This is a genomic window from Gemmatirosa kalamazoonensis (assembly GCF_000522985.1).
In the GTDB taxonomy this organism is placed as follows: domain Bacteria; phylum Gemmatimonadota; class Gemmatimonadetes; order Gemmatimonadales; family Gemmatimonadaceae; genus Gemmatirosa; species Gemmatirosa kalamazoonensis.
Map to the genome: position 1 here is coordinate 869,062 of NZ_CP007130.1, position 14,499 is coordinate 883,560.

Here is a 14,499-nt window from a genome sequence, read left to right on the forward strand (position 1 = left end):
TCGCGCACGGCAGCGCGCAAGTGCGACGGCGCCTGCGCTCGCGCTGATGCTCCTGCTGGCAGCGGCGTGCCGCGGCGCACCGGCCACGCCGCCGCTGTTCGATCGGCTCGCGCCGGGAGCGACCGGCGTGTCGTTCGCGAACCGGCTGCCGGAGACGCCGGACTTCAACATCCTCAGCTACCTGTACTACTACAACGGCGGCGGCGTCGCGGTGGGCGACGTGAACGGCGACGGGCTCCCCGATCTCTACTTCACGTCGAACCTCGGCGCGAACCGGCTGTACCTGAACCGCGGCGGGTTCCGGTTCGAGGACGTCACCGCGCGCGCCGGCGTCGCCGACTCGGTGGGATGGAAGACCGGCGTGACGATGGCCGACGTGAACGGCGACGGCCGGCTCGACATCTTCGTCTCCGGCGTCGACTACCTCGGGATGCACGGCCGCAACGTGCTCTACGTGAACAACGGCGACGGCACGTTCACCGACCGCGCCTCGGAGGTCGGTCTGGCGCAGCCCGGCTATTCCACGCAGGCCGCGTTCTTCGACTACGACGGCGACGGCGATCTCGACGCGCTGCTGCTCCGCCACTCGACGCACGGCGAGCGCGCGATCGCCGGCGCGGCGAAGCGCGACGTGCACGCGGAGCGCGGCGGCGCGCGGCTGCTGCGGAACGACGGGGGGCGCTTCGTCGACGTCAGCGCGACGGCCGGGATCTACGGCGGCAGCGAGGGGTTCGGGCTCGGCGTCGTGGTGAGCGACGTGAACGGCGACGGCTGCCCCGACGTCTACGTCGCGAACGACTTCCAGGAGAACGACTTCCTGTACGTGAACCGGTGCGACGGCACGTTCGCCGAGTCGATCGCGCGCGCGACGGGGCACACGAGCCGCTTCTCGATGGGCGTCGACGCGGCCGACTTCGACAACGACCTGCGTCCCGATCTGTTCGTCGCCGACATGTTCCCCGAGCGCGAGGACGTGCTGAAGACATCGGCGAGCTCGGAGAGCTGGAGCCTGTTCAACGCTCGGCTGAAGGCCGGCTATCACCCGCAGTACGCGCGCAACACGCTGCAGTGGAACCGCGGCGACGGCCGCTTCAGCGAGATCGGCCTGCTCGCCGGCGTCGACGCGACCGACTGGAGCTGGGCCCCGCTGTTCGCGGACCTCGACAACGACGGGCGCAAGGACCTGTTCGTGACGAGCGGCGTGCTGCGCCGGCCGAACGATCTCGACTACATCACGTACGTCGGCGGCGACGCCGTGCAGGCGATGCTCGCCCGCAACGACACGTCGCAGACCGAGATCCTGCGGCACATGCCGAGCGTCCCCGTGCCGAGCCACGTCTTCCGCAACGAGGGCGGCCTGCGCTTCACCGACGTGACGCAGGCGTGGGGGCTCGGCACGCCCGGCTTCGCGAATGGGGCGGCGTACGTGGATCTCGACGGCGACGGCGCGCTCGATCTCGTGGTGAACGAGGTGAACGCGCCGGCCGCGATCTACCGCAACCTCGCGCGCCGCTCGCCCGCGACGACGAACTACCTCGCCGTCACGCTGCGCGGCGACTCCGGCAACACCGCGGGGATCGGCGCGAAGCTGCTCGTGTTCGCGGGCGGCGCGTCGCAGCTCGTGGAGCAGTCGCCGACGCGCGGCTTCGAGTCGTCGGTGGATCCGCGGCTGCACGTGGGGCTCGGCCGCGCGACGCACGCCGACTCGGTGGTCGTCGTATGGCCCGACCGACGGTTCCAGACGCTGCGCGGCGTGGCGGCGAACCAGGCGCTCGTGCTCGCGCAGCGCGACGCCGCGGGCCGCTGGACGTACGCCGTGCCGCACGGCGCGCCGCTCACGGTGACCGACGAGAGCGCGCGGCTCGCGTTCGACTGGCGGCACGTCGAGAACGCGTTCAGCGACTTCGACCGCGAGCCGCTCATCCCGCGGCTCGTCTCCACCGAGGGGCCCGCGCTCGCGGTGGGCGACGTGAACGGCGACGGCCTCGACGACCTGTACCTCGGCGGCGGCAAGTGGCAGCCGGGCCGGCTCGCGGTGCAGCGCGCCGACGGCTCGTTCGCGCTCGTGTCCGACTCGGCGATCGCGACCGACAGCCTGAACGAGGACGTGAGCGCGACGTTCGTCGACGCGAACGGCGACGGGAAGCTCGACCTCGTCGTGACGAGCGGCGGCAACGAGTTCTGGGGTGATGCGCCGGCGCTCGCGCCGAGGCTCTATCTCAACGACGGGACGGGGCGGTTCCGGCGCGTGACGGACGCGTTCCCAGGCGTGCGCGAGAACGCGTCGTGCGTCGTCGCCGCGGACTTCGACGGCGACGGCGACGTCGATCTGTTCGTCGGCGGACGCGTGGTGTCGAGGCGCTACGGCGAGGCGCCGCGGAGTCATCTGCTGCGCAACGACGGCACCGGGCACTTCACCGACGTCACGCGGCAGCTCGCGCCGGCGCTGGAGCGCGTGGGGATGGTGACGTCGGCGGCATGGGCCGACGTGGACGGCGACGGGGTGCCGGACCTCGTCGTCGTCGGCGAGTGGATGCCGGTGACGGTGTTCCGTCAGGATCGCGCCGGTGGACGGTTCGTCGACCGCACGCGCGAGTCGGGGCTCGCCGGCACGGCGGGATGGTGGAGCAGCGTGACGGCGGTCGACGTCACGGGCGACGGACGCCCCGACCTCGTGCTCGGGAACCTCGGCCGCAACGCTTACGTGAAGGCGTCGGCGGACGAGCCGGCGCGGCTCTACGTGCACGACTTCGCGCACGACGGATCGCTGCAGCAGATCGTCACGTTCTACAAGCACGGCACGAGCTACCCCATGGCGGGGCGCGACGAGATCGTGCGAGCGGTGCCCGCGCTGCGCGCGAAGTACCCGACGTACGCGTCGTTCGGCGCGGCGACGGTGCAGGACGTCTTCCCACGGGCGGATCTGCGCGCGGCGCGCGTGCTCGAAGCGCGGACGTTCGAGAGCGCGGTGGCGGTGAACGACGGGCACGGCGCGTTCGCGCTCCGGCCGCTGCCCGTGGAGGCGCAGCTCGCGCCGGTGTACGCGTCGCTGGCGCGCGACTTCGACGGCGACGGGCACGTCGACCTGCTGCTGGCCGGTGACTTCTGGGGCGCCCCACCGCTGCAGGGGCGCTACGACGCGAGCCACGGCGTGCTGCTGCGCGGGCTCGGCGACGGCCGGTTCCGGGCGGTGGACGAGGCGGGGAGCGGGCTGGCGATCGACGGGCAGGTGCGCGCGCTCGGCGTCGTGCGCGGCCCGGGCGGCCCGGTCGTGGCGGTGGCGCGGAACGACGACCGGCCGATGCTGCTGCGCGTGAGCGCGCCGGCGCGGCGGAGCGTCGCGTTAGGCACGCGCCCCGCGCACTGACGCGCGCTGACGGAGGGGATCCCCCGCATGCGCGCCCCATGCGCGCCGCATGCGCGCCGCATGCGTGCAGCGTGCGTGCAGCGTGCGTGCAGCGTGCGTCCGCACGCGTACCTATCGCCCGCGCAGTGCACGGGTAACTTCGCGGCGAGCACCACACTCCGTGCGCCAACCCCCCTCAATCGGCGGAGGACGTCGCGATGGTACGCCCTCGATGCAAGATCTCCCTCCTCGTCGGCGGCTTGCTGGTAGCCGTACGACTCGGCGCACAGGCGCCGACCGGCACCGTCAGCGGACGCGTCATCGACTCGACGTCGCGACTTCCCGTGACGAACGCGAACGTCGTCATCGAGGGCTCGCAGCGCGGCACCGTGACGCGCGCCGACGGCGCGTACGTGATCGCCGGCGTGCCCGCGGGACCGCAGCGCGTGCGCGTCAGTCGCATCGGCTACGCCGCGCAGACGCGTGACGTGACCGTGACGGCGGGCGGCACCGTCGAGGCGCAGTTCGCGATCGCGTCCGCGGCGACGGCGCTCACCGAGGTGGTCGTCGTCGGCTACGGCACGCAGCGGCGCGAGGCCATCACCGGCTCGGTCGCGACGGTGAACGCCGACGACGCGAAGGTCGGGCGCATCACCGCACCCACCGAGCTGCTGCAGGGCCGCGTCGCCGGCGTGACGATGATCCAGAACAACGGGTCGCCCGGCGCCGGCGTGCAGGTGCGCATCCGCGGCGGCACGTCGATCAGCGCGAGCAACGAGCCACTGTACGTGATCGACGGCGTGCCGCTCAACAACACCGCGATCGAGCCGACGTCGCTCGGCTCCGGCGACAACCGCAACACGTCGCTGCCGCGCAATCCGCTCAGCTCGATCGATCCGTCGGACATCGAGACGATCACGGTGCTGAAGGACGCCAGCGCGACGGCGATCTACGGGTCGCGCGGCGCGAACGGCGTGGTGCAGATCACGACGAAGCACGGGCGCGAGGGGCGCACGGAGCTCACGTACGAGGGCTACTTCTCGTCGTCGAGCCCGTCGAAGACGCTGGACGTGTTGAACGGCGACGAGTACCGCGCGTTCGTGCAGCAGCAGGTCACGGCGGGCAATCTCGCGGCGAGCCGCCTCACCGGCCTCGGCACGTCGAACACGGACTGGGAGAAGGAGGTCGTGCGCACGGCGCACACGCAGAACCACAACCTCGGCTTCTCCGGCGGCGCCGCGAGCACGCAGTACCGCGGCTCGCTGAACTACATGCAGCAGGAAGGCATCGTGCTGAGCAGCGGGTTGGAGCGCATCTCGGGGCGCATCAACGCCGGGCAGCAGGCGTTCGCCAACCGGCTCCGCATGGGGCTCAACCTGAACGCGTCGCAGGTGAAGAACGACTACGTGCCCTCGGAGAACACGGCCGGGTTCACGGGCACGACGTTCACGAACATGCTGATCATGAACCCGACGCAGCCGGTGCGCGTGACCGACCCGTCGACGGGCGTGTCGCGGTACTACGAGATCGGCACGGGCGCGGTCACGATCCGCAACCCGGTGGCGATCACCGACCAGGTGAAGGACGACGGCGTGTCGCGCCGCATCCTCGGCAACTTCACCGCCGACTACGACCTGTTCTCGTCGCTCACCGCGCAGCTCAACGTCGGCACCGACCGCTCGAACGGCACGCGCTCGGCCTACTATCCGCGCATCAGCCCGTTGGGCGCGTCGACGAACGGCGACGCGCTGTACGGCGAGCTGGCGAACACGACGAACACGCTGCAGACGTACCTCACGTACCGCGCGAGCCCGGGGCCGCACTCGCTCGAGCTGCTCGGCGGCTACGAGTTCAACAACTACTCCACGGTGAGCGAGAACTCCGAGGCGCAGGGGTTCATCACCGACGCGTTCGCCTACTACAATCTCGGCGCCGGCGCGACGCTGCAGCAGGGCTTCGTCACGTCTGGCCGCACCGACAGCCGGCTGGTGTCGTTCTTCGGTCGCGCGAACTACAGCCTGAAGGACCGCTACTTCCTCACCGGCGTCGTGCGGCGCGACGGCTCGTCGCGGTTCGGCGCGGGGAACAAGTGGGCGGTCTTTCCGGCCGTGTCGGGGTCGTGGCTGATGAGCGCCGAGCCGTTCATGAAGGGGCTGTTGGGCAGCGTCGTCTCCGAGCTGCGGCTCAAGGCTGGCTATGGATTGAACGGCAGCCAGGAGATCAGCCCATACTCGTCGCTGCTCACGCTTGCCACCGGCCCCAAAGCGAGCTTCGGGGAGACGACCGTGCTCGGCGTGTCGCCGAACCGGAACCCGAATCCCGATCTCAAGTGGGAGCAGACGGCGCAGACCAACGTCGGTCTCGACTTCGCGATCCTCGACGGCCGCTTCAGCGGCACCGTGGAGTACTATCTGAAGAACACGCGCGACCTGCTGCTCACCATCAACGTGCCGCAGCCGGCGGTCACCGACACGGTGCTGGCGAACGTCGGTGCGGTGCGCAACAAGGGGCTGGAGTTCACGCTCGACGCGCGCACGATCTCGCGTCCGCGGCTCGACCTCACGCTCGGCGTCCTCGGCTCGGTGGAGCGCAACCGGGTGGTGAGCCTCGGCAAGACGGCGTTCATCACGTCGGGCAACGTGAGCGGGCAGGGGCAGACGGGGCAGGTCTCGCAGCGCATCATGCCCGGGTTCCCGTTAGGCACGTTCTACGGCCCGGAGTACGTGGGCGTGGACGCGAACGGCCGGCAGCTGTTCAACAAGTACAAGGTGACGAAGAACGCGGCCGGCGTGATCACGAGCCGCGAGCTGACGGCCCAGACGACGACGCCGACGGCCGACGACTACAACGTGCTGGGCAACGCGAACCCGAAGTTCTCGCTCGGCGGACATGGGCAGCTCCGCGCCGGGCAGCTCGACGCGAGCTTCCTCGTGCGCGGCGTGTTCGGGCAGAAGGTGCTGAACAACACCGCGCTCGTCTACTCGACGAAGGGGAACGCGCTCCAGGACAAGAACTTCCTGAAGTCGGCGCTGAACGACCCGATCGGCATCAAGGAGCCGGCGATCTTCTCCTCGCGGTGGATCGAGGACGGCTCGTTCGTGCGGCTGCAGAACGTCACGGTGGGCTATACCGTCCGGCTGCCGAGCGGCACGCACGCGCGCCAGGCCCGCGTGTACGTGACGGGCGACAACCTGATCATGTCCACGAACTACACGGGGTACGACCCCGAGGCGTTCACGTCGGCCGGACGCGCATCGCGCGGCGTCGATTACCTCAACTATCCGAACCCGCGCACGGTGTCGCTCGGCGTGCGGGTCGGCTTCTGACGGAGGGCGAATCATGCGTCATACCAAGATCCTGACGTCGCTCTTCGTGGCGCTCGTCGTCGTGCCGCAGGGGTGCACGAACCTCTCCGAAGATCCGTACAGCGTCATCACGCCGGAGAAGTTCTACCAGAACGACGACGAGGTACGCTCCGGCCTCGCCGCCGTGTACAGCCAGCTCAACACGGTGTCGACGGGGAACCAGCAGTACCTGAACGAGATCACGTCCGACGAGGGCGTGATCCCCACGCGCGGCCAGGACTGGTTCGACAACGGCGTGCACCTGGAGGCCCAGCGGCACACGTGGCAGGCGGGGAGCCCGCTCGCGCTGAACCAGATCAACAGCACGTGGGTGCAGTCGTTCACCGGCGTCGCGCGTGCCAACGTGCTGCTCGCGGCCGTGGAGAACCTGCCGATCGCGAACAAGGCGCGCACGATCGCGGAGACGCGCGTGCTGCGCGCGTACTTCTACTACCATCTCATGGATCTGTTCGGCGGCGTGCCGCTCGTCACGACCACCGAGGTCGAGCCGCACGAGCGCACGACGCGCGCGGAGACGTTCGCGTTCATCGAGAAGGAGCTGACGGAGGCGCGCAAGGATCTGCCGGTCGCGTGGCCGTCGTCGGACTACGGCCGCGCGACGCAGGGGTGGGTGGACGCGATGCTCGCGCACATGTACCTGAACGCCGAGGTGTACACGGGCACCGTGACGGCGGGCGGGCTGCAGAAGGGCTCCGCGCAGTGGCAGAAGGCGATCGACGCCGCCGACCGCGTGATCGCCGGTCCGTACAAGCTCACCGCCGACCAGGCGGCGAACTTCCGCGCCGACAACAACACGTCGACCGAGATCGTGATGGTCTCCGCGCGGCGGCCGGAGAGTGGGCTGAACGGCTACGGGACGATCAGCAACAACCTGCACTACAACCAGTTCTCTCCCGCGCCCAACAACGGCCGCGCCGTGGAGCCGCCGACGTACCGGAAATTCGACCCGGACGACAAGCGCCGCGCCGCGATCCTGGAGGGGCCGCAGTTCCACCTCGTGACCGGCGCGGCGATCAACGACCGCTCGGGCGCGCGTCTCGTCTACACGGTCGACATCCCCGACATCACGCAGGCGACCGAGGGGAACGGCGTGCGCATCTACAAGTGGCCGTACGACCCCGCGCGCGTGACGAACCTGCACGGCAACGACTTCGCGATCTTCCGCCTCGCCGAGATCCTGCTCATCAAGGCGGAGGCGCTGAACGAGCTCGGTCGCACGTCGGAGGCGATCCCGCTCGTGAACCAGATCCGCGCCCGCGCGTTCACCCCGCCGAAGCCGATCGCATCGAACCTGTCGCAGGCGCAGCTGCGCACGGCGATCTTCGACGAGCGGCAGATCGAGCTGCTCGAGGAAGGGCGGCGGCGCACGGACCAGATCCGGCAGGGCACCTACCTGCTCGCGAGCTGGAACCACGAGGCCGACGCGCCGTTCCGCGTGCTGATGCCGATCCCGCAGACGCAGATGGACGCGAACCCGCTGCTCGTGCAGAACCCCGGGTACTGAGGCTCGGTACCTCGCGCGAGGTCGCGGAGGGCGCGAGGAACAACTATTGAACCGCAGAGGGCCGCAGAGGGCCGCAGAGGACTGCCCTTTTCTTGAGTTGAACCACAGAGGACACGGAGGACACGGAGAAAACCAACTTCTTCTCTTGAAAGGTTCTCCTCTGTGTCCTCTGTGTCCTCTGTGGTTACAAGAAAGGAATGGTGTCCTCTGCGGCCCTCTGCGGCCTCTGCGGTTCAATTCACACGCGCGAGTCACACGCAGCAACTCCATCGATGCAAATCTTCCGAAGTCTGCGGCTGATCGGTCTCGCGGTGCTCGTCGCCGGGTGCCACGCCGCGCCGCGGGTCGAGCCGGCGGCGACGGCGTCCGTGCGCCACGCGGAATGGACGCGCCGCGCGGTGATCTACGAGGTGAACGTACGGCAGTACACGCCGGAGGGGACGCTCTCGGCGATCCGCGCGCACGTGCCGCGGCTGAAGGCGCTGGGCGTCGACATCCTGTGGCTCATGCCGGTGCAGCCGATCGGCGTGAAGAACCGCAAGGGCCCGTTGGGCAGCTACTACTCGATCGCCAGCTACACGGCGGTGAACCCGGAGTTCGGCACGCTCGACGACTTCAAGGCCCTCGTCGCCGACGCGCACGCGCAGGGCATGCGCGTGATCCTCGACTGGGTGCCGAACCACACGTCGTTCGACCACCCGTGGATCACGGCGCATCCCGACTGGTACGTGCACAAGCCGGACGGGTCGATCTCGAACGCGCGCGACAACGAGAACCACGACACCGACTGGACCGACGTCGCGGAGCTGGACTACGACAACCGCGACCTGCGCGCGGCGATGATCGGCGAGATGCGGTGGTGGCTGGAGCGCACCGGCATCGACGGGTTCCGCTGCGACGTCGCGGGCGGCGTGCCCGACGACTTCTGGGCCGACGCGCGCGCCGCGCTCACGGCGGCGCGACCCGACCTGTTCATGCTGGCCGAGGCGGAGGGGCCGCGGTTCCACGCCGCGTTCGACATGACGTACGGCTGGGACCTCCACCACCTGCTGAACGACGTGGCGAGCGGCAAGCAGCCGGTCGGCGCGCTCGACGCGTACTTCGCGCGCGAGGACTCGCTCTACCCGCGCGACGCGTACCGCATGTACTTCACGAGCAACCACGACGAGAACAGCTGGAACGGCACGGAGTTCGAGCGGATGGGCGCGAACAACGTCCCCGCGTACGTGCTCGCCGCGACGGCGTACCACGGCATGCCGCTGCTGTACACGGGGCAGGAGGTGTCGATGAAGAAGCGGCTGCGCTTCTTCGAGAAGGACACCGTGGACTGGAGCGGCCCGTCGGTCGCGGCATTCTACCGCTCGCTGTTCGACCTGAAGCACACGCAGCCCGCGCTCGCGAACGGCGATGCCGGCGGCCGACAGCAGCGGATCGCGACGACGGGCGGCAGCGGCGTGTACGCGTACGCGCGCACGAAGGGGGCGAACACGGTGCTCGTCGCGCTCAACTTCGGCGACGCGCCGGTGACGGCGTCGTACACGGGGCTCGGCGCGGCGGGGGAGTACACCGACTGGGCGAGCCGCGCGAAGATCGCGTTAGGCGCGTCGGGCATCCTGCCGATCCCGGCGCACGGCTACCGGGTGCTCGTGCGGTGACCGGGCCCCGAGCGGACGGTGAAGTCGCGGTCGACGATCAGGTCCGCGACCGCCGCCTGGCGGCTGATGATGTCGTGCTCGATCGCGAGCACCTGGTCGACGAACGGCTCGTGGATGTCGCGGGCGCGCTCGCGCCGGCGATCGGCGGTGTCCGCGTGCGTCGCGGCGAGGAAGATCCGCACGTCGAGGTCGGGGAGGCCGAGCACGTAGGTGCCCTCGACGACGAGCGCGCCGGCGGCGGCGAAATCGTAGCGCTGCGACACGAAACGATTCGCCGGATAGTCGACCCGCGGCGCGACGACGCCGTCGCGGCCGGCGCGGAAGTCGGCGACGTGCTCGGCGAGCAGTTCGAGCCGCACCTCCTGCGGGCCGACGCTCGACAGGTCGCCGCGGCGGTGCTCGTGGTTCGTGCGCGGCGGGCGCACGAAGTAGTCGTCCTGGTGGATGACGGCGGTCGGCGCGCCGGCGTCGGCGAGTGCACGCGCGAGGCCGGTGGCGGTCACCGTCTTGCCGCTCCCGGACTCGCCCGCGACGCCGATCACGCGCCGCGCGCCGGGGCGCACGCCGAAGTCGCGCGCCAGGCGCGCCGCGAGCGCGCGGGCGAAGGCGTCGGGATCGCCGGTGCTCATGGGCCGAGGAGCGCGCGGTGAGCCTCGGAGCCCGCGTGCCGCAGCAGCACGAGCCCCGTGGCGCTGTAGGCCATGCGCGGCGTGCCGCCGGGCGCGCCCGTGACGCCGTGCAGGTACTCCTCGAACGCGAAGTCGTCGCGCGCGTCGATCGCGTCGGCCACGAGCGCGCGCAGCCGAGCGAGGGCCGCGTCGTGCCCGTGCTGCGCGAGAGCGAGCGCGAGCCAGCCGAGCCAGATGGGCCACACGCCGCCGTTGTGGTACTCGTGCGGCCGGTTGCGGAAGCCGTGCAGGTGGTAGCGGGCGAGCGCCGGCCAGTCCGGATCGTCCTCGTCGATCACCGGATGGAACGCGGGCGGCAGTGTGCGGCGCGCGAGGAACCGCTCGTCGATCCACGCGAGCGCGGCGTCGGCGCGGCGCGGCACGAGCCCGGCGACGGCGAGCAGCGCACACGCGGCGAGATCGAAGACGTCGAACGTCCGCGCCGGCGTGAACGCGGCCACCGGATAGCGCGCGGGATGCTCGCGTGCCGGGGCTCCGGGCCAGAACCGCGCGTCGATGGCAGCCGCGATGCGCTCGGCTTTCTCGCGCCACGCGGGCTCGCCGAGCGGCGTCGCGAGGAGACGCAGCGCCCACGCGCGCAGCACCTGGTCGTACAGGACGTAGCCCTCGTAGAGATACTCGTCGGCCCAGTTGCCGCCGGTCGGCACGTACAGCAGGTCGCGCCCGTTGTACTCGATCGCGTCGAGCAGCCGCACGACGCGGCGGGCGGAGTCGGCGAACGGCGCGAGGTCGAGCGCGTCGGCGCGCGCCGCGAGCGCGAGCCCCACCAGGTACCACGTGGCGCCGTCGAGGCGGGGCGCGAGCGTGCCGAAGCTGACGTGCGGCGGCGCGCCGTCGCGCAGCTCGTAGTTCGACGCGATCTGTCCCTCCGCCCCCTGCACGTCGCGCAGCCCGGCGAGGGTGCGCACGAGACCCGCGACGATCGCGTCGTCGCCGAGGAGCAGCCCGGCCACGCCCGCCATCACCGCGTCGCGCGCGAACACGGCGCGGTAGTTCGCGGTGTCCGACGCCGACGCATGGATGCCCGCCGCTCCGCTCAGCGCGCGGAGCAGCCGCACCGCCTCGTCGTACCGTCCGGCGCCGTCAGTCACGGACCCTCACGAGTCGACCGATGAGTGGCCACTCCGCCCCGCTGCCTAACACGAGCCGCCCGACGCGCCCGCACCTCACGTTCGCGCAGATCGTGAACATGAACTTCGGGTTCTTCGGGATCCAGTACAGCTTCGGGCTCCAGCAGGGGAACATGAGCCCGATCTACCGCTACCTCGGCGCGAACGAGGCGAGCCTGCCGCTGCTCTGGCTCGCCGGGCCGATGACGGGGCTCCTCGTGCAGCCGATCATCGGCGCGATGAGCGACCGCACGATCAGCCCGCGCGGGCGGCGCACGCCGTACTTCCTGGTGGGCGCGGTGCTGTGCTCCGTCGCGCTGCTCCTCATGCCGTTCAGCCCCGCGCTGTGGGCGGCGGCCGGACTGCTCTGGGTGCTCGACGCGGCGAACAACGTGACCATGGAGCCGTACCGCGCGTTCGTCAGCGACCGGCTCGACGAGAGCCAGCACCCCACGGGATTCCTCACCCAGAGCGCGTTCACGGGGCTGGGCCAGACGCTGTCGTACCTCACGCCGTCGATCCTCGTCGTGCTGGGGATGAGCCGGGACCGGACGAACGCGCACGGCATCCCGATCATCACGGTGGGGGCGTTCCTCATCGGCGCGCTCTTCTCCATCACGTCGATCCTGTGGACGGTGCGTACGACGCCGGAGCTGCCGCTCACGGAGGCGGAGCTCGCACGGATCCGCGCCATGCCGCGGGGGCTGGGCTCGACGCTGCGCGAGATCGCCGACGCGGCGCGCGAGATGCCGACGACGATGAAGCAGCTCGCGCTCGTGTACCTGTTCCAGTGGTACGCGATGTTCTGCTACTGGCAGTACATCGTCCTCGCGCTGGCCGCGACGCTGTTCCACACCCACGACCCGACGTCGAGCGGGTTTCGCGAGGCGGGGCTCGTGAACGGGCAGGTCGGCGGCTTCTACAACTTCGTCGCGTTCGTGTCGGCGATCGGGATGGTGCCGTTCACGCGGCGGTTCGGCGCGAAGACGATGCACACGGTCTGCCTCGTCGCGGCCGGCGCGGCGATGCTCGCCATTCCCGCGATCGAGAGCCGCGCGCTGCTCCTCGTGCCGATGCTCGGCATCGGCGTGGGATGGGCGAGCATGATGGGGAACCCGTACGTCATGCTCGCGGGCAGCATCCCCGAGGAGCGCGTGGGCGTCTACATGGGGATCTTCAACATGTTCATCGTCATCCCCATGATGATCCAGATCTTCACCGTGCCGCTGCTCTACGGGCCGCTGTTGGGCGGGCGGCCGGAGAACGTGATCCGGCTCGCCGGCGCGCTGCTGCTCTGCGCCGCCGCCGCGTGCGCGTTCGTGCGCGCGGGCGCGGCGTGGCGGGCGGAGCGCGCGGCGCTCGCGGCGGCTTCACCGTGAGGCGCGCGCGGTGCCTGGACTCCACGTACGAGTGCTCGAAGGACTGAAGAAGGACTGAAGGAGGACTGAAGAAGGACCAACAACACTTTGTTGGTATTTCCTTCTTCAGTCCTCCTTCAGTCCTTCTTCAGTCCCACAAGAACACGTACGTGGAGCCCAGGTCGGGCCGCCGAGGTGCGGACCTCGTCACTGAATCGCGAGGCCGTAGCGCGCGTCGATCGCCCGCACGGCGGCGTCGGCGAGGATCGATTGGCCCGCGGCGCTCGGGTGCACGCCGTCCAGGCTGATGTTCGGGCCGAACGGCGTGTTGGAGAACAGCACGTCGTACAGCTTGAACGACGGCTTCGGCAGATCGTACAGCGCGGAGAGCGCGAAGTACGCGTAGCCGCCGGCCGTCGCCTTCGCCTGGATGTGCGCGTTCATCTGCGCCATCCGCGCGTTGATGGCGCTCACGTCCGACGCCGTGAGCACGTAGTCCACCGCGCCGGGGACGTCGGCGCAGGTCGCCGTGGTGGGCGTGTGCTGGAGGAGCGTGAGGATGTAGCCGGGGATGTAGAGGTAGTTGGAGCTGAAGTAGCAGCTCGGGCTCACCGAGATGCCGAGCGTGAGCAGGTACGGCCACTCGTTGAAGAACTCGCGCGCACGGCGGATGCTCGGGAAGTTCGCCGCGTTGTCGGGCAGCCCGACCAGCACCGCGCGCGCGCCGGTGGACGCGACGCCGGCGACCATCGCGTCGAAGTCCGCCTCCCAGTTCGCGTACGGCGTCATCGCCGCGATGCGGCCCGTGCTCGCGGGGAGCACGTCGTTCGCGGCCGCCTCGAGCGACACGAACGTCGGCGCGAGCGCGAGCATGGCCGAGAGCTGCGTCTGCCCGGGCGCGAGCACGCGGCTGTAGAGCGTGCCCACGCGCGCGCTGCGCGCCGCCGCGAGCTCCGGCGTGGTGAAGCGCATGTCGTGCACGTCGGCGCCCGAGATCGCGAGGTTGCTCGTCGGCGGCACGATGCCGCTCTGCAGCGGCATGCACGTCGTCATCACCGCCGCGACGAGATCGTCGCCCGCGCCGAACGCGCTGAACGCGGCGATCAGCGCTGCGTCGGCGGCGAGGGGCGGCGGCAGCGGCGGGCTGCAGCCGGGGTCCTGGAACAGCGGCAGCGCGAACGGGACGCCGGCGCGCCCCGCGAGCCGCGCGGGCCACGCCGCGCGCTGCGTCGCGGCCGAGATGCCCGCCGACATCGCGCCCTGGCTGTTGCTCGTGCCGATGGCGACGTAGCGGGCGAGGACCGACGCGGCCGTGAGGGGAATGGCGTCGCGGCGGGGCGACGGCGGCGCGGTGAGGCGCGGTCCTACGGGGTCCGTGCAGGCGGCCATCGCGAGCGCGACGGCGGCCACGGCGCGGGACGACTTCATCGACTCCTCCCATCGAGGGGAGAGGCTACGGTGCGCCTCCCCCCG

The 14,499-nt window shown here is 70.6% G+C and carries 8 protein-coding genes; 5 read left to right on the plus strand and 3 right to left on the minus strand.

The window, feature by feature from the left end:
* Positions 1 to 46: 46 nt before the first annotated feature.
* The 4 genes from J421_RS31255 to J421_RS31270 all read left to right on the plus strand — a co-directional run bounded on the left by J421_RS31255 (position 47) and on the right by J421_RS31270 (position 9,870).
* Positions 47 to 3,367, plus strand: coding sequence for a VCBS repeat-containing protein (locus J421_RS31255; protein ID WP_025415069.1), 3,321 nt, complete (start codon positions 47 to 49; stop codon positions 3,365 to 3,367).
* 197 nt (positions 3,368 to 3,564) lie between these two features.
* On the plus strand, positions 3,565 to 6,672 hold the full coding sequence (locus tag J421_RS31260; protein WP_104023559.1) for a SusC/RagA family TonB-linked outer membrane protein: 3,108 nt from the start codon (positions 3,565 to 3,567) through the stop codon (positions 6,670 to 6,672).
* 13 nt (positions 6,673 to 6,685) lie between these two features.
* Positions 6,686 to 8,215, plus strand: a complete 1,530-nt coding sequence (locus J421_RS31265) for a RagB/SusD family nutrient uptake outer membrane protein (protein ID WP_025415071.1) — start codon at positions 6,686 to 6,688, stop codon at positions 8,213 to 8,215.
* Between the two features lie 272 nt (positions 8,216 to 8,487).
* On the plus strand, positions 8,488 to 9,870 hold the full coding sequence (locus J421_RS31270; protein WP_025415072.1) for an alpha-amylase family glycosyl hydrolase: 1,383 nt from the start codon (positions 8,488 to 8,490) through the stop codon (positions 9,868 to 9,870).
* Here J421_RS31270 and J421_RS31275 read toward each other — a convergent pair.
* Both J421_RS31275 and J421_RS31280 read right to left on the minus strand, forming a co-directional pair.
* Positions 9,849 to 10,499 (minus strand): uridine kinase family protein, encoded by a 651-nt coding sequence (locus J421_RS31275; RefSeq protein WP_025415073.1) that lies wholly within the window; start codon positions 10,497 to 10,499, stop codon positions 9,849 to 9,851. The genes J421_RS31270 and J421_RS31275 overlap by 22 nt on opposite strands.
* Positions 10,496 to 11,650: an MGH1-like glycoside hydrolase domain-containing protein gene (locus tag J421_RS31280; protein WP_025415074.1), complete on the minus strand. Its 1,155-nt coding sequence runs from the start codon at positions 11,648 to 11,650 to the stop codon at positions 10,496 to 10,498. Before J421_RS31280 ends, J421_RS31275 begins: the two co-directional genes overlap by 4 nt.
* Before the next feature lie 20 nt (positions 11,651 to 11,670).
* Here J421_RS31280 and J421_RS31285 point away from each other — a divergent pair, with 20 nt between their 5' ends.
* Positions 11,671 to 13,047 carry an MFS transporter gene (locus tag J421_RS31285; protein WP_025415075.1) on the plus strand — a complete coding sequence of 459 codons (1,377 nt, stop codon included), beginning with the start codon at positions 11,671 to 11,673 and terminating at the stop codon, positions 13,045 to 13,047.
* Between the two features lie 186 nt (positions 13,048 to 13,233).
* On the opposite strand, the gene J421_RS31290 is transcribed toward J421_RS31285, so the two are convergent.
* Complete coding sequence (locus J421_RS31290) at positions 13,234 to 14,454, minus strand: SGNH/GDSL hydrolase family protein (RefSeq protein ID WP_025415076.1); 1,221 nt, start codon at positions 14,452 to 14,454, stop codon at positions 13,234 to 13,236.
* Between the last annotated feature and the right edge of the window lie 45 nt (positions 14,455 to 14,499).

Bases quoted from the DNA above. Each gene is read 5' to 3' on its own strand.
- J421_RS31255 (WP_025415069.1), top strand. From the start codon at position 47: ATGCTCCTGCTGGCAGCGGCGTGCCGCGGCGCACCGGCCACGCCGCCG.
- J421_RS31260 (WP_104023559.1), top strand. From the start codon at position 3,565: ATGGTACGCCCTCGATGCAAGATCTCCCTCCTCGTCGGCGGCTTGCTG.
- J421_RS31265 (WP_025415071.1), top strand. From the start codon at position 6,686: ATGCGTCATACCAAGATCCTGACGTCGCTCTTCGTGGCGCTCGTCGTC.
- J421_RS31270 (WP_025415072.1), top strand. From the start codon at position 8,488: ATGCAAATCTTCCGAAGTCTGCGGCTGATCGGTCTCGCGGTGCTCGTC.
- J421_RS31275 (WP_025415073.1), bottom strand. From the start codon at position 10,499: ATGAGCACCGGCGATCCCGACGCCTTCGCCCGCGCGCTCGCGGCGCGC.
- J421_RS31285 (WP_025415075.1), top strand. From the start codon at position 11,671: ATGAGTGGCCACTCCGCCCCGCTGCCTAACACGAGCCGCCCGACGCGC.
- J421_RS31290 (WP_025415076.1), bottom strand. From the start codon at position 14,454: ATGAAGTCGTCCCGCGCCGTGGCCGCCGTCGCGCTCGCGATGGCCGCC.